General features: G+C 68.1%; 22 protein-coding genes, 1 tRNA gene and 1 pseudogene. 14 read left to right on the top strand and 10 right to left on the bottom strand.

Features of this window, described 5'->3' with window-relative positions; genetic code table 11:
* Positions 1–104 precede the first annotated feature (104 nt).
* Positions 105–1,478 carry an AarF/ABC1/UbiB kinase family protein gene (locus ACFZ8E_RS24275; RefSeq protein WP_147726542.1) on the bottom strand — a complete coding sequence of 458 codons (1,374 nt, stop codon included), beginning with the start codon at positions 1,476–1,478 and terminating at the stop codon, positions 105–107.
* Positions 1,479–2,009: 531 nt separating this feature from the next.
* Between ACFZ8E_RS24275 and ACFZ8E_RS24280 the strand changes: the two genes are divergently transcribed.
* From ACFZ8E_RS24280 to ACFZ8E_RS24290, 3 genes are all read left to right on the top strand, one after another.
* Positions 2,010–5,213 (top strand): autotransporter domain-containing protein, encoded by a 3,204-nt coding sequence (locus ACFZ8E_RS24280; protein WP_405044015.1) that lies wholly within the window; start codon positions 2,010–2,012, stop codon positions 5,211–5,213.
* 189 nt (positions 5,214–5,402) lie between these two features.
* Entirely contained in the window at positions 5,403–5,765 is a 363-nt protein-coding gene (locus tag ACFZ8E_RS24285; RefSeq protein ID WP_147726540.1) for a hypothetical protein, read from the top strand.
* 68 nt (positions 5,766–5,833) lie between these two features.
* Positions 5,834–6,043: a hypothetical protein gene (locus ACFZ8E_RS24290; protein WP_243932808.1), complete on the top strand. Its 210-nt coding sequence runs from the start codon at positions 5,834–5,836 to the stop codon at positions 6,041–6,043.
* Between the two features lie 6 nt (positions 6,044–6,049).
* Here ACFZ8E_RS24290 and ACFZ8E_RS24295 read toward each other — a convergent pair whose 3' ends face one another.
* Both ACFZ8E_RS24295 and ACFZ8E_RS24300 read right to left on the bottom strand, forming a co-directional pair.
* Positions 6,050–6,214 carry a hypothetical protein gene (locus tag ACFZ8E_RS24295; RefSeq protein WP_187274755.1) on the bottom strand — a complete coding sequence of 55 codons (165 nt, stop codon included), beginning with the start codon at positions 6,212–6,214 and terminating at the stop codon, positions 6,050–6,052.
* A gap of 189 nt (positions 6,215–6,403) precedes the next feature.
* On the bottom strand, positions 6,404–6,670 hold the full coding sequence (locus tag ACFZ8E_RS24300) for a hypothetical protein (protein ID WP_147858906.1): 267 nt from the start codon (positions 6,668–6,670) through the stop codon (positions 6,404–6,406).
* A 275-nt stretch (positions 6,671–6,945) separates the two neighbouring features.
* On the opposite strand from ACFZ8E_RS24300, the gene ACFZ8E_RS24305 reads away from it, so the two are divergent.
* Together ACFZ8E_RS24305 and ACFZ8E_RS24310 are read left to right on the top strand one after the other, a co-directional pair.
* Positions 6,946–7,020: transfer RNA gene (locus ACFZ8E_RS24305), tRNA-Thr, on the top strand.
* A 283-nt stretch (positions 7,021–7,303) separates the two neighbouring features.
* Complete coding sequence (locus tag ACFZ8E_RS24310; protein WP_405044017.1) at positions 7,304–7,477, top strand: hypothetical protein; 174 nt, start codon at positions 7,304–7,306, stop codon at positions 7,475–7,477.
* A 324-nt stretch (positions 7,478–7,801) separates the two neighbouring features.
* On the opposite strand, the gene ACFZ8E_RS24315 is transcribed toward ACFZ8E_RS24310, so the two are convergent.
* Positions 7,802–8,176: a hypothetical protein gene (locus ACFZ8E_RS24315; RefSeq protein ID WP_405044019.1), complete on the bottom strand. Its 375-nt coding sequence runs from the start codon at positions 8,174–8,176 to the stop codon at positions 7,802–7,804.
* Between the two features lie 140 nt (positions 8,177–8,316).
* Positions 8,317–8,538 carry a hypothetical protein gene (locus ACFZ8E_RS24320; protein WP_405044020.1) on the bottom strand — a complete coding sequence of 74 codons (222 nt, stop codon included), beginning with the start codon at positions 8,536–8,538 and terminating at the stop codon, positions 8,317–8,319.
* 53 nt (positions 8,539–8,591) lie between these two features.
* Between ACFZ8E_RS24320 and ACFZ8E_RS24325 the strand changes: the two genes are divergently transcribed.
* Positions 8,592–8,933 carry a hypothetical protein gene (locus ACFZ8E_RS24325; RefSeq protein WP_405044021.1) on the top strand — a complete coding sequence of 114 codons (342 nt, stop codon included), beginning with the start codon at positions 8,592–8,594 and terminating at the stop codon, positions 8,931–8,933.
* 462 nt (positions 8,934–9,395) lie between these two features.
* On the opposite strand, the gene ACFZ8E_RS24330 is transcribed toward ACFZ8E_RS24325, so the two are convergent.
* A protein-coding gene (locus tag ACFZ8E_RS24330; RefSeq protein ID WP_405041759.1) for an IS3-like element ISMex16 family transposase occupies positions 9,396–10,747 on the bottom strand; the annotation gives its coding sequence in 2 pieces (ribosomal slippage) (positions 9,396–10,411 and positions 10,411–10,747; 1,353 coding nt in all).
* 169 nt (positions 10,748–10,916) lie between these two features.
* Here ACFZ8E_RS24330 and ACFZ8E_RS24335 point away from each other — a divergent pair.
* Entirely contained in the window at positions 10,917–11,117 is a 201-nt protein-coding gene (locus ACFZ8E_RS24335) for a hypothetical protein (RefSeq protein ID WP_405044022.1), read from the top strand.
* 222 nt (positions 11,118–11,339) lie between these two features.
* On the opposite strand, the gene ACFZ8E_RS24340 is transcribed toward ACFZ8E_RS24335, so the two are convergent.
* Positions 11,340–11,660: a hypothetical protein gene (locus tag ACFZ8E_RS24340; RefSeq protein ID WP_405044023.1), complete on the bottom strand. Its 321-nt coding sequence runs from the start codon at positions 11,658–11,660 to the stop codon at positions 11,340–11,342.
* A 588-nt stretch (positions 11,661–12,248) separates the two neighbouring features.
* On the opposite strand from ACFZ8E_RS24340, the gene ACFZ8E_RS24345 reads away from it, so the two are divergent.
* Positions 12,249–12,422, top strand: a complete 174-nt coding sequence (locus ACFZ8E_RS24345) for a hypothetical protein (protein WP_405044024.1) — start codon at positions 12,249–12,251, stop codon at positions 12,420–12,422.
* Positions 12,423–12,683: 261 nt separating this feature from the next.
* On the opposite strand, the gene ACFZ8E_RS24350 is transcribed toward ACFZ8E_RS24345, so the two are convergent.
* Positions 12,684–13,825, bottom strand: a protein-coding gene (locus ACFZ8E_RS24350; protein ID WP_405043607.1) for an IS3 family transposase whose coding sequence is annotated in 2 segments (ribosomal slippage) — positions 12,684–13,558 and positions 13,558–13,825 — 1,143 coding nt in all. Because the reading frame shifts where the segments join, the coding sequence is not laid out codon by codon here.
* A gap of 181 nt (positions 13,826–14,006) precedes the next feature.
* Here ACFZ8E_RS24350 and ACFZ8E_RS24355 point away from each other — a divergent pair.
* A complete protein-coding gene (locus ACFZ8E_RS24355; RefSeq protein ID WP_405044025.1) occupies positions 14,007–15,377 on the top strand; it encodes a hypothetical protein in 1,371 nt (456 codons plus the stop codon).
* Positions 15,378–15,399: 22 nt separating this feature from the next.
* On the opposite strand, the pseudogene ACFZ8E_RS24360 reads toward ACFZ8E_RS24355, so the two are convergent.
* Together ACFZ8E_RS24360 and ACFZ8E_RS24365 are read right to left on the bottom strand one after the other, a co-directional pair.
* Positions 15,400–16,155: pseudogene (locus tag ACFZ8E_RS24360) on the bottom strand (NtaA/DmoA family FMN-dependent monooxygenase); the annotation flags it as partial.
* 13 nt (positions 16,156–16,168) lie between these two features.
* On the bottom strand, positions 16,169–17,389 hold the full coding sequence (locus ACFZ8E_RS24365; protein ID WP_405044026.1) for a monooxygenase: 1,221 nt from the start codon (positions 17,387–17,389) through the stop codon (positions 16,169–16,171).
* A 463-nt stretch (positions 17,390–17,852) separates the two neighbouring features.
* Here ACFZ8E_RS24365 and ACFZ8E_RS24370 point away from each other — a divergent pair, with 463 nt between their 5' ends.
* The 5 genes from ACFZ8E_RS24370 to ACFZ8E_RS24390 all read left to right on the top strand — a co-directional run bounded on the left by ACFZ8E_RS24370 (position 17,853) and on the right by ACFZ8E_RS24390 (position 23,127).
* Complete coding sequence (locus ACFZ8E_RS24370) at positions 17,853–18,842, top strand: ABC transporter substrate-binding protein (protein WP_243934437.1); 990 nt, start codon at positions 17,853–17,855, stop codon at positions 18,840–18,842.
* A gap of 4 nt (positions 18,843–18,846) precedes the next feature.
* Positions 18,847–19,890, top strand: coding sequence for an LLM class flavin-dependent oxidoreductase (locus ACFZ8E_RS24375; RefSeq protein ID WP_405044027.1), 1,044 nt, complete (start codon positions 18,847–18,849; stop codon positions 19,888–19,890).
* A 14-nt stretch (positions 19,891–19,904) separates the two neighbouring features.
* Positions 19,905–21,242 (top strand): LLM class flavin-dependent oxidoreductase, encoded by a 1,338-nt coding sequence (locus ACFZ8E_RS24380; protein WP_243934439.1) that lies wholly within the window; start codon positions 19,905–19,907, stop codon positions 21,240–21,242.
* Positions 21,243–21,416: 174 nt separating this feature from the next.
* Positions 21,417–22,217, top strand: a complete 801-nt coding sequence (locus ACFZ8E_RS24385; RefSeq protein ID WP_243950180.1) for a MetQ/NlpA family ABC transporter substrate-binding protein — start codon at positions 21,417–21,419, stop codon at positions 22,215–22,217.
* A gap of 109 nt (positions 22,218–22,326) precedes the next feature.
* Positions 22,327–23,127 (top strand): MetQ/NlpA family ABC transporter substrate-binding protein, encoded by an 801-nt coding sequence (locus ACFZ8E_RS24390; RefSeq protein WP_405044028.1) that lies wholly within the window; start codon positions 22,327–22,329, stop codon positions 23,125–23,127.
* The last annotated feature ends 2 nt before the right edge of the window (positions 23,128–23,129 follow it).

The raw sequence follows: 23,129 nt of genomic DNA on the forward strand, positions 1-23,129 counted from the left end.
CATCGCACGGCTTCGCTTGGGCCTCAATTCACTTGCGCACAAAACACCCGCCGAACACGCGATCGTGAGCCGGCGAAGGCCGCCTCCGCGGCCCGCCGCCCCGGTCAGGCCGGCAGGGCCAGCCCCACCGCGCCGAGCGCCTCGGCCTGCCGCGCCGCGAGGGCGTCGAGGCTGAAGCGCTCGATCTCGGCCTCAAACAGGCGGTGGTAGTTCAGCTCGGACTTGAGGTGCAGGAACACCGCGCCCAGGCCGACGGCGGCCCGGTCCATGAACACGAATTCCTGCGGCACCGTCACCGGGCCCCGCGCCTTGAGGGCCTGGTGCACCTCGAAGGCCTGGCGCCGGCCGTACTCGCCCGGCTTCACCCCGTCGGCGACGGTGCGCGTGCGGTCCTCCAGCAGCGGCCCGTAGATGAACCGCGCCCAGATGTTGAGGATCTCGATCTTCTCCTTGTCGAGGTCCTTGAAGCCCCAGACCTCGTAGGCGTGGACGATCCGGGCCATGTCGTCGGTGAGGAGGCCGCGGTAGAGGTCGACCACACCGCCGACGAAGCGCGGATGGAAGATCCGCACGCAGCCGTAATCGAGCAGGTTGATGCCCTGCGGCTCCCGGTCCCCCGCGCCGCCCTCCGAGAACACGGTGTAGTTGCCGAGATGCGGGTCGCCATGGATCACCGCGGCGCGGCTGAACGGGTGCCACCACGCCTTGAACATCGCCTGCGCGATGCGGTTGCGGATCTCGACCGGCGACTCGGTGAAGCTCAGGATGCGCTCGCCGTCGAGCCAGCCGAGCGTGAGCAGGCGCTTGGTCGAGAGGTCCTCGTGGATCGCCGGCACGCGCACCTGCGCGATGTCCTTGAGCACGGCGCCGTAGAGCGCGCCGTGCTTGGCCTCGCGGGCGTAGTCGAGCTCCTCCCGCACCCGGGCGCCGATCTCCTTGGCGATCTCGCGGGTGTCGAGCCAGGAATTCATCCGCCGGTGCAGGGCGAAGGCGACCTCGAGCTGCTTCAGGTCGGCTTCCACGGCCGACTGCATGTCCGGGTACTGCAGCTTGCAGGCGAGCGCCGTGCCGTCGAGCGCGGTGGCGCGATGGACCTGGCCGAGCGAGGCGGCGGCGGCGGGCTTCAGGTCGAAGCGCTCGAACCGCGCCTGCCAGCCGACCCCGAGCTCGGCCTGCATCCGGCGCTTGACGAAGGCCGCGCCCATCGGCGGCGCATCCGATTGCAGCTTCTGCAGCTCGGCCGCGTATTCGGGCGGCAGCAGGTCGGGCACGGTGGCGAGCAGCTGCGCCACCTTCATGATCGGGCCCTTGAGGCCGCCGAGCGCCTGGGCGAGCGCCGCCGCGTTGGTGGTGCCCTCCTTGCCGAACAGGCGTGCGCCCGCCATCCGCGCGGCGACGCCGCCGACATTGGCGCCGACGCGGGCGTAGCGGCTGGCGCGGGCGGAAAAGCGGTTGGCTTCCGGATCGGTCTCTGACATCGGCTGGGTCTGCACCTCTCCCCGACCGCGGAGCGCGATCCGACCGTGTCGGACCGGGCGCTCCGGATCTTGCTTCGACGTGCTTGCCCTCGACGAACCGGACGCCGGACCCTCGGGACGCGCACGACGGACCGGCGCGTCCGGACGCGTCCGCGGATCGCGGCATCCGGGAACGATCGTTCCGTGAGGCCGCAGATAAGCTCTTCGTCGCTTCCCGCCAGGGCGCTGGGTCCCTGGGTCGCGGCACCCTCCGCCGGCTGTCGCCGCGCCGGCCCGCCGGGCCGGCAGGGCGCTCCTCCACGGCGCGAATGTTGCCGCCCGGCCACAATCCCGAGCGATCGGAATTTCCATTCGTTTCCAGCTTGAGTCACGGAAACGTGAGGCTCATACGTTACTGAGTTCAAGAACGATGCGCATCGACAAGACATCGTGAATGCCCGAAGGAATGCGTCGATCGCATTCTTCGGAAAGAACACGCACCTTCGCGTGCCGCCATCGGCCGTAGTTCTTCACTCGAATACGGTGACATTCATGCCCTTGACCTTTCGTCCGCGCGCGCTCGGCGTCGCAGGCCTGACCTATGCCCTGTGCGCGACGGTTTCCCCGGCGGCTCTGGCGCAGTCGGCCGGCTACCAGGATCCCGGTCGCGTCGGCGACCCGGCAAGCTGGCGCACCCCGGAATACCTCGCCGATTACGGCAAGGCCTCGATGAACGCCGACCAAGCCTATGCCCGCGGCATCACCGGCAGGGGCGTCCTGGTCGGCTCGGTGGATTCGGGGTTCCTCGGGACGCATCCGGAATTCGCCGGTCGCGCTCGGGCGATCACCAACACCGGCAGCTATTCCTCGAGCAGCTTCCGCTACGACAGCGGCACGACGCGCTCGGACTTCTTCACCGCCGGCCAGCCCTATTCGGTGCCCGGCACCTGGGTGCGCGGCGTCAACGACGACCACGGCACCCACGTCGACGGCACCATCGTCGCCAACCGCGACGGCACCGGCACCCACGGCGTCGCCTTCGGCGCCCAGCTGATCGCGACCAACACCAACGGCACCGACTCGTCGATCTACGGCCCGAACGCGGACTACGCCTACTTCAAAGGCGCCTACGGCAACCTCGTCGCGCAGGGCGCACGGCTGATCAACAGCAGCTGGGGCAGCCCGCCGCCGCGCGACAACTACAACACGCTGGCCGGCCTCACGGCCGCCTACGCCCCCTTCACGCGCCAGCTGAGCTGGCTCAACGCCATCGCGGATGCGGGCCGCGCCGGCGTGATCCAGGTCGTCGCCGCCGGCAACGCCGGGGTCAACAACCCGACCATCCGCGCGGCGCTGCCCTACTTCCAACCGGACCTCGAGAAGGACTGGATCGCCGCGTCGGGCCTGAATGCCGCCGACCAGACCCAGTTCAACCGCTGCGGCGTCGCCAAGTACTGGTGCATCGCCGCGCCCGGCCGCAGCATCACCTCGACGGTGGTCAACCTCACGACCGGCGAGGCCGGCTACGGGGTGAAGAGCGGCACCTCGATGTCGGCCCCGCACGTCTCCGGCGCCCTGGCGCTGGTGATGGAGCGCTACGCCTACATGACCAACGAGCAGGCGCGCGACGTGCTGCTGACCACCGCCACCCATCTCGGGACCGGCCCCGCCGACGTGCCGAACGAGGTCTTCGGCTGGGGCAAGATCGACCTCGGCCGCGCGATGAACGGCCCGGGCCAGTTCCTCGGCCGCTTCGACGCCAACCTCGGCGCCGGCGTCGCCGACACCTGGTCGAACAACATCTCCGACGCGGCCCTGCGCCAGCGCTTCGTCGAGGACAGCGCCGAGCACGCGGCCTGGGAGCAGACGAAGGCGGCGCGCGGCTGGACGAATGGGCTGCCCGCGACGGCGACGCCCGACGAGCAGGCCGAGTACGGATGGCGGGTCGCCCGCGACCAGGCCTTTTTCGCGCGCACCTACCAGGGCGGCCTGACGAAGTCCGGCGGCGGCGTGCTCGAGCTGACCGGGGCCAGCACCTATACCGGCACCACCGAGGTGAACGGCGGCCTCCTCGCGGTCAACGGCTCCATCACCTCGACGGCCAACGTCAACGCGGGCGGCACCCTCGGCGGCGGCGGCAGCGTCGGCGCCCTCAACGTCCGCGGCGGCGGAACGGTCGCGCCGGGCAACAGCATTGGGACGCTGACGGTCGCCGGCAACGCGACCTTCGCGGCCGGCTCGCTCTACGCCGTCGAGGTCGCGCCGGGCGGGCGCAGCGACCGGATCGCGGCGGCCGGCACGGCGCAGATCGCCGGCGGCACCGTCTCGGTGTCGCTGGAGAACGCCGCCGCGCCGCTCAGCGCGGCCGAAGCCCGGAGCCTGCTCGGGCAGCGCTACACCATCCTGACCGCGGCCGGCGGCGTCGCCGGGCGCTTCGACCTCGCGACCCCGAGCTACACCTTCATCGGGACCGACCTCGCCTACGGCGCCAACGCCGTCGACCTCTCGGTGTCGCGCAACGCGACGACCTTCGCCTCGGTCGGCACGACGCGCAACCAGTCCGCGGTCGGTGCCGGCATCGAAGGCCTCGGTGCCGGCAACCGCCTCTACGAGACCATCCTCGTGACCACCAACCCGGAGGCGGCGCGCAGCGCCTTCGGGTCGCTGGCCGGCGACATCCACGCGAGCACGGTCTCGGCCGAGTTCGAGACCGCGTTCTTCGTCCGCGAGGCGATCCTCGACCGGATGCGCTGGGGCTCCACCCCCGGGGCGCCCGAGAGCCTGAACTACGGCACCCTGCTCGCCAGCTACACGGCGGACCTGCCGGGGCGCCGCGTCGCGCCGTCGCCGGTGCCGATGCAGGTGATCGATCCGCGGGTCGCCGGGTTCTGGGGCCAGGGCTTCGGCGCCTTCGGGCAGGCGCGGACCGACGGCAACGCCGCCGGGCTCAACCGCCAGACCTCGGGCTTCGTGCTCGGCGGCGACGTGCGCCTCGAGAACGGCATCCGGGTCGGCGTGGCCGGCGGCTACACCACGACCAGCCTCGACACGGCCGGCCGCCTGCAATCGGCGACGATCGAGAGCGGCTTCGGCGGCGTCTACGGCGGGTACGAGCTCGGCCCGGTCGCGCTGCGGCTGGGCGCGGTCTACGCCGACAATTCGGCGCGCACGCGCCGCACCGCTCTGTTCGCCGGGCTGACCGACACGCCGAGCGCCCGCACCGGGGGCTCGACGATCCAGGGTTTCGGCGAGATCGGCTACCGGATCTTCCTCGGCGAGGGCCGCTCGGCGCTGGTCTCGAAGGATCCCGTCGCGCCGGCGGTCCAGGCGCTCAGCTACATCGAGCCGTTCGTCGGGGGCGCCTACGTCTCGATCGGGCGCGACCGCTTCGTGGAGACCGGGGGCCTCGCGGCGCTCACGAGCTTCGCCCGCGATTACGACCTCGGGGCGGCCACCGCCGGCGTCCGGGCGCAGACGAGCCTCGACCTCGGGTTCGGGACGCCGGTCTCGGCCCATGGCCTGATCGGCTACCGCCGCGCCTTCGGCGACGTCGTGCCCAAGGCGCTGCTCGCCTTCGGTACCGGACCGAGCTTCCTGACCGCCGGCATCCCGATCGACCGCGACGCCCTCGTCGCCGAGGCCGGGCTCGACCTGCGGGTCTCGGCCAACGCCACGATCGGCATCGCCTATACCGGGCAGGTCGGGTCCCGCGCCGAGGACCATGCGGCGAAGGGTAACTTCACCTATCGCTTCTGATACGCCGCCCGGGCCCGGCCGACGATCCGCGGCCGGGCCCCGCCGCGACACAAGGGACGCCTCGGCCGGCGGCGCGTGCGGAGTCGGGTCACGGCGCTCGCGCAGGCGGCCGACGGAGCCGAGCGTTGCCCTCGGGTGTTGAGACGTTGCCGCGACGCCGAGGGAGGGTCGTCGGCCATGGATCCGCCGATGACCTACGCACGCGTCGCCTTCGCCCTGATCCTCTGCGCCGGCCCCTGTCTCGCCGCGCCGTCCCCGGCCGAGGAGGAGGCCGAGATGGTCCAGGGGATGGTGCGCATCGTCGGGGCGCAGGCCGGCATCACGCTGTACTGCCGGAAGACCTACACGATCGACGACACGGTGTCGGACGGGCTGCTCCGGACGGTTCGTCCCACCCTCGACAAGGCGATCGGCCACCGGCAGGCGCAGGCCGCGATCGACGAGGAAGGGCAGCGCCTCGCTCGGGAGATCGCGGAGGTCGGCGCAGAGCGCTGGTGCGCCGACCAGCGCGACATCCTCAACACCGACGGGGTCCGCGTCTTTTTGGACTGAGCGCCCGCCGTGGATCGGCCTCATTAACCGATCACCGGCATCCTACGATCCATCGTAAGGGTTCCAGCGTGCCGAAGATCCCCACCGTCGCCGTAGCCGGATTGTGGTCCGCGATCACCGTGGCGGCGCTCGGCGTCGTTGCGATGGATCAGGCGCAATCGATGCGCCGCGCCGAGGCCATCACCGCGCCGGCCGCCATCGCGGCCGATCCCGCGACCACGGCCGCGATCATCCTCACCGACGCGACCGGCAACCGATACCGGAAGCGGGTCGACTGAGAGCCGCTAGCTCGGCTGCTCCTCGGTCTGCGCGATCGCGGCCGCGTCGTCCATCGGCGGCGTCGGGCCGAGGTCGGGCATCGGATCGCCGGTCGGCTCCTGGGGGCCCGGCGACGGGTCTCCGATCGGCGCCGGATCGTCGCCCGGTCGCGGGGTGTCGGCGTCGCTCATCGTCTCGCTCCCAGGATGTATCCGCGGGCAAAGCGGCGAGCAGCGCGCGCGTTCCCTGCTCCCTCGCCAAGCTCTGCTCACTCGCCAAGTTCCATTCCGTCGTCGAGTGCTCCGCCGACGGAGGCGCCCCGGGGCAACCGTCGGGATCGCCGACCGCCACCGGAACCACGAGGCCGGTCGGCCACCCGGCTATCGACGGGAGGGATCGACGCTCGGCTGTCGCCGGTGGACCTTGCGAGAGCCATCGGGTCGGACCGCGTAGGCATTCCCGCTGCGGATCGCCTCATCCACGTTGCGCGGGCCGGCGATGCCCTCGGTGCCCCCGGGGGCCGTCGCCGGGAGCTGGCCGCCCGGTGGCGTCGGGGCCGCGCCCGAGAGCGCGAGGGCGGCGCCGCTCCAGGCGAGCGCCGCAGCCGTCACGCCGAGCGCCCACGCCTTGCTGTTCCGTTTCGGCATCGCGCCCTCCGTTCCTCGTCGCGGCGACGGACCAATCGCGGCACGCAGGGCACTGTTCCGGCCAGCCGCCGCGACCGACGGTCCGGCAACGAGCGATGTGCGGGCTTCGACGAACGGGGAGTCGACGATGAGTCGCGCGTCGCGGCCGGCGGGCGGGGCGGATCGCGACGGGGACCGCGCCGCATCCCGCGCCTTGACGAAGCGCCGTCAAACGTAGTCAAAGACGCCCCTGACGCGCCAGAACCCTTAGGTCTGTCAAGGGTTTCGGAATGCCCGCCGGTGTAGCACAGCGGTAGTGCAGCGGTTTTGTAAACCGAAGGTCGGGAGTTCGATCCTCTCCACCGGCACCATACATTACAATGACTTACGGTCATTTTGTATTCCTTTTCGAGGCGCCGCTTCAGCCCGGGGTAACAGCCAGGGTAACAAGCGGCGCATTTCGAGATGCTAGGGACACCCGCGGCATCTAAGCGCCGGGCCGAACGAATGACTTGTCCCCGGCTTACCCAAGCGTCGGTCTGAGGATCGACCGTCCATGCCCCCATGCTCAGCTTCCCCCCCCCCCCGTTTCTGGGCGGGCTTGGACGACAGGTTCAGATCGCAACACGCGATCGGCCTCGGACGAGGTGCGCGATGACCCCAAGAACGGTGGCGATCCTCTGCGGTGCCGGCTGTGCCTTGATCGGTCCTGCGGTAGCCCGCGCCTTCACCAGCGACCCAACGGACCAGCTCATCCTGTCGCTGATCATCGCCGGCTCGGTGGTGGTGACGGTCCTAGTGTGCGGGCTTCGGTCCTGGGAGGATTGATCGACCCGCTCGGCAATGTGACCAAACGGTAATTTGATCGAAACAACTCACCGGTAATCGTCACCTGTCAGGCTTCGGTCAGGCCGTCCGCGCCCATTCTTGAAATGGGCCCCTTCCCGCTTCACGCTGGGCGCGGACGTCATTACTCACTCGGCGCTGATCGGAGCATGCTGCCGAGGCCTGCGCGTCGGGCTAGGCCTTCGGCGACGCGGCGTCGGGCATCAGCACGCGCAATCGCTGCATCTGCCTCGTCGCTCAGCCTCTCGGCTCGGGCGAGGTCGGCGACGGCCCAGCGGATTTGGAAGATAGCGAGAGCGTTGAGGATCAGGCGCATCGTGCCGCCTCCGCTTCCGCCATAGCCCACGCGGGAATGACGCCGCTCCCGGTATGCAACGCTCGATCGCGCTCCAACATGCCGGGTTCGTCACCGAAGCCCGTCCAGCCCGGCGGCATCGCCGTGCCGGTGACGGCAAGCGTGGCCCGGATCAAGCCGATCGCTGCAACCTCCATCGAGTCGGATGGGTCTTCGCCTTCCCACATGAGTGCTGAGGCGATGGCGGTCAGACCGAGGTCGGGCAGCGTGCGAGGGATAGGAAGCCTGCGGATTTCCTCGCAGATGCTCCAAACACGGCCCATGACGAGACAGCAGGCTTCTTCCTCAACACCGAAGCCTTCGCACGATCCGTAGATGGGGCGCATGGCCCTATCCTCTGCGTAGGCGTCAAACAGACGCTTCCGGTAATCGGTTCTTTCCTCGCCAGGTGTGGCGACTGCCACGCTCCCCGCGAATGGGACGGCGGCGAGGCCGCAGAGCAATCGGCGACGGGCGAGCGGGGTACTCATGCCTTGCCTCCCGATCTTTGCAGGGCCTCACTCCATCCCGCTTCGAGACGCTTTGCCAATTCGAGCACTGGCGAACTGATAACGTGCAAGGCGCCCGGGTCTATCATCGAACCGCTAGAGCTAAGCGAGTCGATGAGGTGAGCCCAGCGGCGCACGTCATAGATGTCATCCTCCATTTCCAACAGGGTTTGAGAGGTACGCTCGGCGACGGTGCTCATGCGCGCCCCCTCCGATTGCGCGAATAGTTCACGCCGTCGAAGCCGGCGACGCGATGAACGCCCTCGTCTTCCCCGGCGCCGGCGTCCTCCTCGGCATCGTGCGGCTCGTCCTGCACGTCGCCGCCGTGCTCGTTCTCACGCTCTTGGTCGTGACCGTCTTCAAGGTCTGCGTCGCCCGTCAGCATGTCGAGCAAGGCAAGATCCGACTCGATGCGGTCCGCGACGCTCCGGCGAAGCGTCTTGAGGCGCCTATGGTCAGACTCGGAGAAGTGGCGATCCAGGCCTCGGCGGATCGCCTCGATGGCATCGTGCGCAGCCTGATCGGGATCGGCTGTTCGCATAGCGCGGAGGGCCAGCGTGACTGGGCCAGGCTGCCTGCCGGCCCCACGGGGTAATAAGGCCGACTGAGCGCCAGCCTGGGGTAATAAGGGCGTGCGTGTGCTATGGGCGTGGCTAGCCATGAACAGCATCCTAAGTGCGGTTGGTGGTCAGGGCCGTTCCGGTGTGTCCAGCACCGTTGCGGCCCGTCCTATTTCATGGCACCATCAAATCATGTCGTCAATAGCTGGCACCAACAAAAAGCGAGGCCGCGGTAGGCCGGTGGTGAACAGCACCGCCATCAATTTGCGCGCTCCACCTGCCTTGCTCTCGCCCCTTGATGCCTGGATCGCAGATCAGCCCGAGCCGAAGCCCTCACGTCCGGAGGCGATCCGGCACGCACTCACGGACTGGCTCACTGGGCAGGGCTATGTTCGGCACCGCGAGGATCCTGAGGGCGCGAACTGTCCGTCGTCAGATGATTTGGGACATTCAGCGGTGTTCAGGAGCGGAGGCTCTGGTTCATCTGGGGTAAGAGGTTAGGCAGCCTGCGCGTGGTGGCGCAAGCGGCGATCCATCAGGGTCTGGCGCTTGATGCGTTCCCGCTCGGCCAGGATCCCTTCGCCGCGTCCGAAGTAGACGTCGGCGGGCGTGAGGTTGCTCAGGCTCTCATGGGCTCGGGCATGGTTGTAGTGTTCGACGAAGTCGGCAACCTGCGTCTCCAACTCGCCGGGCAAGTACGCGTGTTCGAGCAGGATGCGGTTCTTGAGTGTCTGATGCCAACGCTCGATCTTGCCCTGCGTTTGCGGATGGCATGGCGCACCGCGGATGTGGGTCATGCCCCGAATGCCGAGCCAGTCAGCCAGGTCGCTGGCGACGTAGCTTGGACCGTTGTCGGAGAGCAGGCGTGGCCGCGGCATCACCCGCGCCTGATCGAGCCCAGCCGCACCCAGCGCCAGGTCGAGCGTGGCGGTGACGTCGCTGGCCTGCATCGTCGTGCACAGCTTCCAGGCGACGATGTAGCGTGAGAAGTCGTCCAGGACCGTCGACAGGTAGTACCAGCCCCAGCCAACGACCTTCAAGTAGGTGAAGTCCGTCTGCCAAAGCTGGTTGGGCGCGGTGGTTTTATCGCGGAACTCGTCGGCGGCCTTGATGACGATATAGGCCGGGCTGGTGATCAGGTTCTGAGACTTGAGCAACCGGTAGACGGTCGCTTCCGAGACGAAGTAGCGCCGCTCGTCGGTGAAGCGCACCGCCAGCTCACGCGGACTGAGTTCAGGCTGCTCCAGAGCCAAGGCAACGATCTGCTCGCGGATCTCTGCAGGTAGACGGTTCCAGACCCGGCTCGGCTGCGAAGGATGGTCATTCAACGCCTCGGGGCCGCCGCGCTGGTAGGCGTCGTACCAGCGGTAGAACGTCGAGCGCGTGATGCCGAGCTTGTCCAGGGTGGCACGCACCGGCAGGTGGGATTGCTCGACCAGCCGGATGATCTCCAGCTTCTCGGGGGCCGGGTACCTCATGCCTCGTCGCCCCCAGCCCCGCTCATGCTTTTTTTAAGCAAACGGTTCTCCAGGACGAGATCAGCTACGACCTCCTTCAGCGCCCCCGCTTCGCGACGGAGATCCCGCACCTCATCCGTGGTGGCCGCACGAGACGTGTCACCGGACAGGCGCTTCTTGCCAGCCTCCAGGAACTCCTTGGACCAGCCGTAGTACATCGAGGCGGCAATCCCCTCACGTCGGCACAACTCCGCGATGCTGTCCTCGCCACGCAAGCCTTCCAGCACCACACGGATCTTCTCCTCGGACGAGAACTGCCGACGTGTGGCCCGACGGATGTCCTTGATCACCGCTTCTGCCGGCTTCTTGGCCGGTCCGGATGTCTGCTTCATCTTCGCTCCTCAGGGGCTACGATGAACCAGCCATCCTCCGTTCGTGAAGACCCTCATTCTGTCCCACAGGTGCTGACGTCGGACAGTCCCGGACCTGGCGTGCTGCACGCGTCCTTTCAGTCTCAAGGCTCGGAGCGCGACGCAGCTGCGCCAATGCACCGGAGGCAACATGTCGAACAAGCATCCCAAGACCGACGTGCAAACCGATGCCGACCTGAAGGGCAATCCGGGGATCGGCCAGTCCCGAGGCCTGACGGGTCACGACATCGAAGACATCGAGGCGGACGCGACGGTGGAGGGCGACACGGCCAACGAGACGAAGCTCGACGGCGGGATCGATCCGAACCACCAGGGCCGCACAAACAAGTAGCCACTGGCATTCTGCTCCACCTTGCAAAGTGGAGTGGCGGCAGGTGGAGGAAGTGGAGGCAACCGGCCCTCCACCACCACCCTATATAGGGGTGGAGGGGTGGTGGTGGCGGTAGCTGGCAAGGTGGAGGTGGAGGCGACCGGTGGGTGGCAGTCTGCAGCAGGCGGTACGGTTCGCGTCACCGCCATGGTCTACATACGCAAGCGCATGGCGGGGCGAGTGCTAGTCGTCCTCGCACTTCCGTTGATCGCAGACCTCTTCCTCGATCTCTTCGTAGAAGTGAGCCTTCACGTCGTCGCGGGTGACGCCTTTGGCGGCCATCTCAGCTAGCGCCGCATCAATGACGGGCGCCGCTGCCTTCGCGCGGTCTTCCGCTAGCTTCGCTTCGGCTCGTCGGCGCTCAGCAACCGCTTCTCGCCGCTGCGTGCGCTCAGCCTGCGCGGCCTCAGTCTCGGCCACCTCGGACGGGGATGGTGCCGGCTCATGCTGAGCGAAGTACACGAGGCCCAAGGCGAGGCCAGCGATTATCAAAAGGTAGCGCATCACTCAGATACGGGCGTTCGCCCTGCGCTTGCAATTGCCTGCGCCTGTCAGGTGAGCTTGCTACCTAATACCGCGCGTGCGGGATTGTGCAGCATCTACCACGCCGCTCACCCCCGTGGCCTACATGCTCAAACGCACGGCGAGTCGATGGTTTGTTCGTGCTAACGGCCAAGCTACGTGCTACCGCCATATGGCTCCTGACCTGGGGAGCGTCGAAACTATGCGAACCTCGGCGCGCCCTTACCGGCGCGCCTTTTCTTTTGTGGGAACGGGCTGGAACTTACTCAAAGCCATGATGTTTTGCTCCTTACCTAAATCGGTCGAGACGGTTCGGTCGAGAACATTGCTAGTTTAGCAGCGGGAACCTGGCTTATGCCGAAGAGGGTCTACAAAGACACCGCCGTTCAATTAGCTCTTGAACGATCCTATGCCTGCATTGATCGGGCTCGAAGTTCGGCGAGCGCTTCATATAGCGCAATGTCCAGGTCTAGAGAGGCAACCAATTCCTCTCGTACGATACTCAGTAACATAGCGGCACGTTCTGCAGACGATTGCGACTATCCATCGGAAGCTGATTTTTTATCATCGATGGACGACGTGGCCGTTAATATAATGGTTGATGATTTTATTGCAGCATACTTAGAAGCTTGTGATACCGGAGACGAGGCCAGGGCCGAGGTTATACAAAAAGCTTTAATAGTTGTAGGGCGCTTCCTAGCCACTAAGCTCGGCCCTAAAGCGGCTGGGGTGCTGATGAACTGATCAGGCATAGGCGCGTTTGAGCTATATGGACGATATGCCGAAACAGCCTCGCACTGCCAACGCCGCACGCGAGAGCTTGGAGCGTATCGCACGCGCGCTGGATCGGCCTGTGGCATCTCTGTTCGACGACAACGACTCAACAACCCGCGAGACTGAAACGCTCGCTCTCGTGAAAGCCTTTGAGCGCATTCCTAACAGTCAAGCTCGCGCCCGGTGTCTCGCGTGACCTGACCGGTATTTTGGACCGAGCCAATTGAGAGGCTACTGCATGGTGGCGGCCATGGGTAGCCGGAAGGCCAGACCCGGGTAGCTGACGGGCGCGGGCGGCCGATAGCCCAGCGACGAATGCGGTCGAACGCGGCTGTAGGTGGTTTGCCAGAGACCGATCACGATCTGCGCCTCCTTCAGCGAGTAGAAGATCTCCTGGCGTAGGCACTCGTCGCGCAGCTTGCCGTTAAAGCTCTCGCAGTAGCCATTCTCCCACGGGGATCCTGGCGCGATGTACTGGATCTGTGAGCCAGCTTTGGCGACCCATTTGCGCAACGCCTTGGAGATCATCTCTGGGCCATTGTCGCAGCGAATGTGCTCCGGGATGCCGTGCAGGCACATCGCGTCGGCCAGCGCCTCGATCACGCCGACGCTGTTGATGCGCCGCGCCACCTTCAGCGCGAGGCAGGCACGGCTGTGCTCGTCAATCAGCGTTAGGATGCGCAGAGAGCGCCCATCGTGCGTCTGGGCTTGCACGAAGTCGAAGCTCCAGACGTGATTGCGATGAAGCGGTCGTAGCCGCACGCAGGAGCCGTCGTTCAGCCACAAGCGGCTGCGGGGTCTATGTCGGCTGGGGACCTTCAGCCCCTCGCGACGCCAGATGCGCTGAACCCGGTCTTTGCCTACCTGCCAGCCGGCTGCCTGTAGCAGCGCGGTGACTCGGCGGTAGCCGTAGCGTCCGTACTCGGACGCCAGGGCGATCATGGCCTGGGTCAGTGCATCCTCGTCGGCCAGCACGGTAGGCACGTAGCGTTGCGTGCCGCGGTGCTGACCGACGATCCGGCAGGCGTGACGTTCCGAGAGGCCGTACTTCTCGCGGATGCCGTTCACCGCCTGCCTGCGTCGCTCGGGGGCTACAAGTTTCCCGAGGCGACGTCCGCCAGCACCTGCTTCTCTAGAGAAAGGTCGGCGACGAGCCGGCGCAGACGAGCGTTCTCGCGCTCCAGATCCTTCATCTTCCTGGCTTGATCGACCTGAAGGCCGCCGTACTCCTTGCGCCAGCGGTAGTAACTCTGCTCGGAGATCTCCGCCTCCCTGCATGCAAGGGCCAAACTCTTGCCCTGGGCCGTCTGCACCTCAATCTGACGCAGCTTGAGCACGACCTGCTCCGCGTTCGTCTTCTGGCCTCGCCGCATGTCCAACTCCTTTGGTCCTGGCTGATCCTCTCAATCAGCCCGGTCCAAAGCCAGCCGGTCAGGCCACGGTGACGGAACCACCGCAACCGTCAACGGTGGCGGCACTGTCGGCCTTATCAACAACCAGCAGACCTTGACGCTCGGAGATAGCGGCTCCACGGTCAACACCGCGCCCGGGGTCGTGAACGAGGTCATCAGCGGATCGGGTGAAGGCATCAACCTCACCGCCAACTCGGCCGCGAACATCGACGGCTCTGGTAATACGATCAATCTCAACACCGGCGACAGCATTGCCGTCCGTGGCGGGGGAAACACCATCAACGGGTGCGCCGACGAACGCATCTACGTCGGAAATACAGACGGTAATCCCGATACACTCAATGTCAGCGATGACCGCGAGAATTCGGATGCGATCGATCACCAGACCACCGGGATCTTCTTCGGCCCCCAAACGCAGGCGTCTCTCAACGGAAGGGGCGACGGATACTCATCGGCGCCGGGGGACCAGATCACGTCTCCGGATGACTTCATGAGCGATTACGAAGGAAACGCGCCTTTCGACAACGGATACTATAGCGGCGATGATCCAAGCAGTGCTGGTCAAGGAGACGATCCAGGCGGCTCGGACGGCTCCACCAGCCCCGGAAGCGCGGACGGCTCGGACGGGTCGGACGGCTCCATCAACCCCGGAAGCGCGGACGGCTCGGACGGGTCCACCAGCCCCGGCAACTCGGACGGCTCGGACGGCTCCATCAACCCCGGAAGCGCGGACGGCTCGGATGGGTCGGACGGCTCCATCAGCCCCGGAAGCACGGACGGCTCGGACGGGTCAATCGGTGCGGACGGCGGGGACGACGGAGGTTTCTTTGGTGGCTTCGGCGACCCGCTGATCCTCGACCTCGCCCACGGCGGCGTTCAGACCGTGAACGCCGACCATTCGCCCGCGCGCTTCGACATGGGGAACGACGGCCGCCGGGTTCAGACAGGATGGGGAACGCCAGGCGAAGGCTATCTCGTCGACCTTCCGAGCGGCGCCCAGACCCCGACCGATGCTGCCGATCTCGTGCCGACCTTCGAAGCCCTACGAGCCGCGGATACGAACCATGACAGCGTGCTCGATGCGCATGATGCGGGCTGGAGCAACCTGAAGGTCTGGGTCGATGCGTCCGGGACCGCGGTATCGGACCCCGGTTCGCTCCACTCCCTGGGCGATCTGGGCATCGTGTCTATCGATCTGAACGCCACGCCGGATGGTCGCCTCGATCACGGAAACACGATCTTGGCCGACGGGAGGTTCACGTGGGCCGACGGCTCTCGCGGCGACATCGCGGACGTCGCCTTGCGGTTCCGGACGAACCCGTCGCCGGTCTCGAACGGCGCGGGCGCCATCGATCCCGAAACCCAGACGCAGGCGTCGCAGCTCGTCGCGGCGATGTCGACCTTCGGCGTCAGCCCGGCTGCCGAAAGCACGGTGCAGACCGCCCCGCCATCGGGTCAAATCGCCCTGACGGTCGATCCGACCGCCGCGCAAGCGCGCAGGCTGGCGGCCTAGGCTGTCCGGAATGGCGTCTCCCAGCGGCCGCGTCCTCTAGCGTCTGCTGGGCCGTGACGATCACCTCGGCGGTGCGGGCGGCGAGCGCCTTGCCGGCTTCCGAGGAGCCGGCCTGCACCACGACCGGATGCCCCTGCGGCGCACGCGGCACGTTGAGGGGGCCGCGCACCGAAACATGCGCCCCTTCGTGCGCGAGGAGGTGCAACTTTTCGGGATCGAAGAAGCGCCCGGATTCGCGGTCGCGCACGAAGGCGTCGTCCGCGTAGGAATCCCACAGGCCGCGCACGACATCGACAAACTCCTCCGCCCTGGCGGATCGGTCGGCATGGGCGAGGTGGCTCGCGCGGCTGAAATTCCAGGCCTCGCGCGGATCGGCGGAGGTGACGAGGTTCCAGCCCGCGGCCGCCGCTCAGATGGTCGAGGAAGGCGAACTTGCGCGCGACGTGGAAGGGCTCGTTGTAGGTCGTGGACGCGGTCGCCACGAGGCCGATGCGCTCCGTGACCGCCGAGAGGTGAGACAGCAGGGTCAAGGGCTCGAACTGGCCGACATAGCGGATCGCCGTCCGGCTCAGGGCGTCGAGGTCGTCGCCGCGGACGCTGACCCCGTCGGCGAGGAAGATCAGGTCGAACTTCGCCGCCTCGGCCGTGCGGGCGATCTGCCGGTCATGGGCGGCGTTGATCCCGGCATCGGCCTGCGACGACGGATGCCGCCTGCGGCGACATGGTGTCCGCCGGGATACAGGAACGCGCCCAGGCGCATGCGGTCGCGGCGTCCCATGTCCGTCGCCGCCTCACGCCGATCCGACGCGATATTGGCGCGGCGGCGCCGCGCCGGAGATCGCGAAGGCGCCGACGGAGCGGTCCCGGTAGATCCGCGGATTGTGCGAGGCGATGGTGCGGGCGTTGCGCCAGTAGCGATCGAGCCCGGTTCCGACCTTGACCGCGGAGGCGCCGAGCGCGTCGAACAGGCTGGTCGTCGCGGTCAGGATCAGGTCGGTGACCACGCCGACCGCCTGGTTGACCTCGACATCGGCGAGCGTCGCCTGTCGCTCCGCATCCGGCGATCCGGCACGGTGCGCGTCGTAAACCCTCTGCAGCGCCTCGGCGGCCTTGAGCACGATCGCGCCCGCCGCGTAGGCGTTGGCCCGAACGCGGCCCACGACCGCCTGGATCTGCGGATCGTCGGCCGTCCGCCCGGCATTGCCGTGGCTGTAGACGCGGGTCCGCTCGGCCACCAGCCGCGCCACGTCGTCGGCCGCAGCCCGGCCGACGCCGGCCAGCGTCGCCAGGTGCACGAGCTGGAAGAACGCCATGGCATAGGGGAAGCGGGCGGGATCGGGCTTGATCAGGCCCGGATCGAGCACCACGCTCTCGAAGGTCGCGGTGCCGCTGGCGGTGAGCGCCTGCCCGAATCCGTCCCAATCGTCGACGATGGTCACGCCGGGCGCGCGCACGGGCACCGCCGCGGTGACCGGGCCGCCCGCTTCGTCCTCGGCCGAGAGGTGGATGTAGTCCGCGAACAGCGAGCCGGTCGTGTAGAATTTCCGGCCATCCACCACATGGGCGCCGTCACGCCGGCGCACCACCGTGTCGAAGGCGCCAACCTTGGCCGGCCCCGTTTCCGAGACGCCGCTGCCGATGGTCTCGCCGGCTCCGATCCGCCCGATCCAGGCCGCGCGCCATTCCGGCGACGACGAGCAGAGCGCATCCTCGGTGAAGCCGAAATGGGCCCGGAGCGCATTGGTGACATTGGAATCCGCGACCGACAGCTCGACCAGCAGGGCGAACAGCTCGGGCAGGCTCGCGCCGTGGCCGCCCTCGGCCGGCGCGAGGCGCAGGGTGGTGAAGTTGGCTTCCCGCAACCAGCCGATCTCGGCATGAGGCAGGCGACGGCTGCGGTCCCGCTCGACCGCCGTGGCGCGGATCTCGGCGAGGACCGGGCGGAACCGGTCCGCGAGCTCTTCGTAGCGCCCGCTCGGCCCCGCACCCCAGCCTGCATCCGTCTGTGACATGAACACGATTTCCCGATTCCGGCCGACTGCGCGACAGAGCGACCGATAAATCGATGAATTGCCCTCCGATCTCAAGCCGAGCATCGTGCAAGCACATGTTTTTGGAATGTCTGCCCTGGCTTTGAGTAGAGCAAGGTAGTTTTGTTTCGATCTGTGCCGACAGGAAAGAAGACGTTTTCCCGGTCCAGATCCGGATCATCAAGCTCGGACCGATCGCTCGGCAGGATCTCAGTATTATCTGCATACCGCCGCTCACGAACAGACAGGAGACCTATTCTCTCCGACAAGCCGATCGAAGAAGGCGCTTCCACGCATCCGAGGAAAATCGAAACCGTGGTTTCTTGATCCGACGCCCTCGCTCGACTTCAATACGCGAGCCGGCGAGCGGCGGGCGGGCCCGAGACGGCGTGGCCGCCACCGTATCGGCCTCTCTCCCGCCTTCCAGCCGATGTGCGAGCCTTCGATGACCGACGAGACCCCGTGGCGGATCGCGCCCTCCCGCCGTTCGCTCCTCCGCACCGGGCTCGGCGGAGCCGCTGCCCTGGCGCTCGGTGCGCCGGCCGTACGCGCGGCGCCGCGCGAGGTGAAGATCAGCATGCAGCGCTCGTCGGTGCTGTTCACGGTGCTGAAGGTGAAGGGCACGCTCGCCGAGCGGCTCGCTCCGCTGGGCTTCACGCCGTCCTGGCACCTGTTCACCAGCGTGATCGAGCCGATGAATGCCGGCGCCGTGGATATTCATGCGGACGTCGCCGACGCCGTGCCGATCTTCACCCAGTCGGCCAAGGCGCCGCTCACCTTCTACGCCCGCGAGCGGGGCGCGCCCGCGGCCGAGGCGATCATCGTGCCGGCCGACTCCGCGATCCGCACGATCGCCGACCTGAAGGGCAAGACGGTGGGCGTCTCCCGCGGCTCGGGGAGCCATTACGTGCTGGCCGCCGCGCTCAGGCGCGCCGGCCTGACGTTCGCCGACATCAAGCCCGCCTACCTCCAGGCGCCGGACGGAGCCGTCGCCTTCGATCAGGGCAGCCTCGACGCGTGGTCGATCTGGGACCCGTTTCTGGCCTTCGCGGAGGCCAAGCGCCCGGTGCGGGTCATCGCCGACGGCGGCGGGCTGACGAGCTACCACCGCTATTATCTGGCGAACGACAGCTTCGTCGCGGCACAGCCCGAGGTGGTGGCGACCGTCTACCGCTCCCTGGTGGAGGCCGGTGCCTGGATGAAGGCGAACCCGGAGGCGGCCGTGGCGCTGCTCGCCCCGATCTGGGGCGACCTGCCGCCGGCGGTCGTCGCCGCAGCCAACAGCCGCCGGACCTACGCCGTCGAGCCGGTGGAGCGCGCCCAGCTCGGCGAGCAGCAGGCCATCGCCGACGTGTTCTACGAGGCCAAGCTCATCCCCCGCCGGATCGACGCCACCGACGTGCCGATCTTCCAGCCCCCCGTCGGCCGGGGCTGACGCCGTGACCCATGCTCCCCGTTTCGGCATCTGGGCCGCCGTCCACGGCTCCCGCGCCTCCCACCACGATCCCGACGAGCCGGACGATGCCGGCTGGGAGCGCAACCGCGCCCTGGTGCTCGAGGCGGAGGCGCTCGGCTTCGACGCGGTGCTGGTCGCCCAGCACACGATGAACCCCTACGATTCCGGGCGCGACCAGCTCGAGGCCTGGACCGGGGCGGCGGCGCTCGCGGCGCTGACCCGGCGCATCGAGATCATCGCGGCGATCAAGCCGGGACTGTACCACCCGGTGGTGCTCGCCAAGATGGCGCTGCAGATCGAGCATATCAGCGGCGGGCGCTTCGCCCTGAACCTGGTGAATGCGTGGAACAAGGCGGAGTTCGAGCGGGCCGGCCTGCCCTTCCCGGCCCATGACGACCGCTACGCCTACGGCCGCGAATGGATCGGCCTCGTGGACCGGCTGATGCGCGGGGAGACCGTGACCTTCGCGGGTGCGCACTTCCAGGTCGAGGAGTATCGGCTCCGCCCGGCCGGCACCTTCCGGCCGCGGCCGACCATCTATCTCGGCGGCGAATCCGAGCCGGCCCGGGCGCTGGCGGCCGACCACGCCGACGTGTGGTTCATCAACGGCCAACCGCTGCGGGACGTCGCGGCCTTGATCGCCGACCTGCGCCGGCGTCCCGCCGCCAACGGCCCCTTGCGCTACGGGCTTTCGGCCTTCGTGATCGCCAGGGACACCGATGCCGAGGCGCAAGCCGAGCATGCCCGCCTCCTCGCCCTCGCAGAGCGCGACGCGCCGTTGCGGGCCGACACCCGCGCCCGGACCGATCAGGCGAGCGTGATGTTCGCCAAGACCGATGCCGCCGCCTCGCGGCACGTCGGAACCAATGGCGGCACCGCCGCCGGGCTGGTGGGCAACTACGACACGGTGGCCGAGCGCATCCGCGCCTTCCACGCCGCCGGCATCGACCTGTTCATGCTGCAGTTCCAGCCGTTCGAGGCGGAGATGCGCCGCTTCGCCGAGCAGATCCTGCCGCGCGTGCGCTGAACCGGAGACCATCGATGAGCGGCCGCCAGCTGCACCTCAACGTCAACCTGCTGCATTCGGGCGTCTACCCGTCCGCCTGGCGCCTGCCGGACAGCCGGCCGGACGCCTTCGTCGACATCGACCACTTCGTGCGCGTCGCTCGGATCGCGGAGCGCGGCAAGCTCGACGCGATCTTCCTGGCCGACACGCCCGCGATCAACGACCGGATCGACCACCGACCGTTCAACGCCCTCGAGCCGACCGTGGTGCTCGCGGCCGTGGCGGCGGCGACGCGCCATGTCGGCCTCGTGGCCACCGCCTCGACGACCTACAACGAGCCTTACAACCTCGCCCGCCGCTTCGCGAGCCTCGACCTCGTGAGCCGCGGCCGGGCCGGGTGGAACGTGGTGACGACGGCCGACGCCGCCGCCGGCCGCAACTTCGGCTTCGCGGGCGCCTCGGCGCACGGCGCGCGCTATGCCCGGGCGCGGGAGTTCACCGACCTCGTCCACGCCCTGTGGGACAGCTGGGAGGACGACGCGTTCGTCGGCGACAGGGCGAGCGGCCGCTTCGTCGACACCGCCAAGGTCCACGCCGTGAATCATCGCGGCACGCACTATTCGGTCGCCGGGCCGCTCACGGTGCCGCGCAGCCCGCAGGGACGCCCGGTGACCTTCCAGGCCGGCGGTTCGGAGGATGGGCGCGAGCTCGCCGCCGCCACCGCCGACGCGGTGTTCTCCCTGGCCCAGACGATCGAGGACGGCGCCGCCTACGCCCGCGACCTGCGCGCGCGGGCGGCGCGCTACGGACGGGGGCCCGACGCGCTGGTCGTCCTGCCGGGCCTCGCCACCGTGATCGGCTCCACCGAAGCCGAGGCGCGGCGGCGCCAGGACGCGCTCTGGGACCTCGTGCCGGTGGAGTACAGCCTCGCGCGCCTCGCGGGCACGCTGCGGATCGATCCTGGCCGCCTCGACCTCGACAAGCCGCTGCCCGATCCGCTGCCGCTGCCGCCGGATGCCAACCACACGATGTTCCTCGGCACCGTCGCGCTCGCGCGCCGAGACGCGCTGACGGTACGCCAGCTCCTGCGGGCCCTGGGCGGCGGCGTCGGCCACCGCATCGTCGCGGGCACGCCGGAGGCGATCGCCGACGACATCGAGGCCTGGTTCCGGGCCGGCGCGGCGGACGGCTTCAACCTGATGCCGGACGTGCTTCCGGACGGCCTGGAGACCTTCGTGGACGCGGTCGTGCCGATCCTCCAGCGGCGCGGCCTGTTCCGGCGCGACTACGCCGGGACCACCCTGCGGGATCATCTCGGCCTCGCGCGCCCTGCCAGCCGCTTCGCCGCGACGGGGGCCGCCGCTTCGGCGTGAGCCCCGTCGCGGCAAGGGGCCGGGAGAACATCGCTATCCTCCCGCCGCGAAACACGGCGACGATCCCCTTCGAACGGGCCGAAATTCGGCAATCGCTGCTCTTGATGCGAGACCTTCGTTTCGAGATACCAAGACCAGTCTTCATCATCGAAATTCCATCGAAAAGCGTGCGCCGTGCCTGCATCGACCCGTCGCGTCTTCCTGTCCGGCGCCCTGGCCCTTTGCGTCGGGCCGGCCCGCGCCGCGTCGGCGCCCCTGCGGGTCGTGGCCTCCTCGCTGCCGCATGCGGAGATCCTCGAATTCGTCGGCGACACGCTCGCCCCCGACCTGCCGCTGAAGGTGATCGAGATCTCGGGCGATCTGCGCCCGAACGCCCTGCTGCGTGACGGCGACGCCGACGCCAACTTCTTCCAGCACGTCCCCTTCCTCCGCTCGGAGGAGGCCGCCATGGGGATGCGCTTCGCCGTCGTGGCGGCGGTGCATGTCGAGCCGCTGGGATTGTACAGCCGCCGGGCCAAGGCGCTCGCGGACCTGCCGGCCGGCGGGGTCGTCTCCCTGTCGAACAACGTCTCGAACACCCACCGCGGGCTGTCGCTGCTTCAGGCCAACGGCCTGATCCGGCTGCGGGCGAAGGAGGCGGACGTGAACGCGACGGTGGACGACATCGTCGAGAACCCGAAGAGCTTCCGGTTCGTCGAGATCGCGCCCCCGCAACTGCCGCGCTCCCTCGACGACGTGGCGCTCGCGGTCATCAACGGCAACTACGCGCTGGAAGCGGGGCTGGAGCCTGCGCGGGATGCGCTGGCGCTCGAACGGGCCGAGGGCAACCCCTACGCGAACGTCCTCGTCACGACGGAGGGCCTGGCGAAGGATCCCCGCGTGTTGCGCCTCGGAACCCTGCTGACCTCGGCCGAGGTCGCGGATTTCATCCGCAAACGCTACCGCGGCTCGGTCGTCCCCGTCCGCCCGTCCTGACCGGCACGGCCCGGGCGAGGCCGCTCCGGCCCACCGATCGACCCTCTGCCCCCTTACCCCCGCCCGCTGCCCCGGCTTCGCCGAGCCGAGCGACCGGAGTCCCCGACCGATGCGCTTCCTGAAGACTTTCGCCGTCGTTCTCTTGTCCATTGGCGCGATGGCGGCCCAGGCCGAGACCCTGAAGATCGGCACCGTGCCGGGCGCCTACAGCGACGCCGTCACCGCGGCCGCCAAGGAGGCCAAGGCGCAGGGCATCGACGTGAAGGTGATCGAGTTCAGCGACTGGACGACGCCCAACGTCGCCCTCGACGGGGGCGACATCGATCTGAACTTCTTCCAGCATCGTCCCTTCATGGAGAACGCCGCGAAGCAGAAGGGCTACCGGTTCGACATCGTCGGGCTCGGCATCCTGCAGAACATCGGCCTGTTCTCGCTCAAGCATAAGAGCCTCGACCAGGTCCCGGTGGGGGGCAAGGTCGCCATCGCCAACGATCCGGTGAACCAGGGCCGAGGCCTGCTGCTGCTGCAGAAGGCCGGCCTCATCAAGCTCAAGGACGATGTCGGCTTCCTCGGCACCGTCGACGACATCGTCGAGAACCCGAGGACGCTGAAATTCACCGAGGTCGAGGGGCCGCAACTGGTGCGGATCACCGGCGATGTCGATCTCGCGCAGGGGTATCCGCATTTCATCGTCGCCGCCGGTGCCTTCGATCCGACGAGCGGGCTGATCTATTCCGGGATCGAGGACAAGCTCTTCGCGGTGAGCTTCGTCACGAAGGCCGCTCGCAAGGACGATCCGACGATCCGGAAATTCGTCCAGATCTTTCAGAACTCCGAGGCCGTGAAGCAGCAGATCGACAAATCCTTTGCCGGCAGCGACAAGCTGTACCTGCTCGCGTGGCAGAACTGACG

This window comes from Methylobacterium sp. HMF5984, assembly GCF_045033435.1.
Lineage (GTDB): Bacteria > Pseudomonadota > Alphaproteobacteria > Rhizobiales > Beijerinckiaceae > Methylobacterium.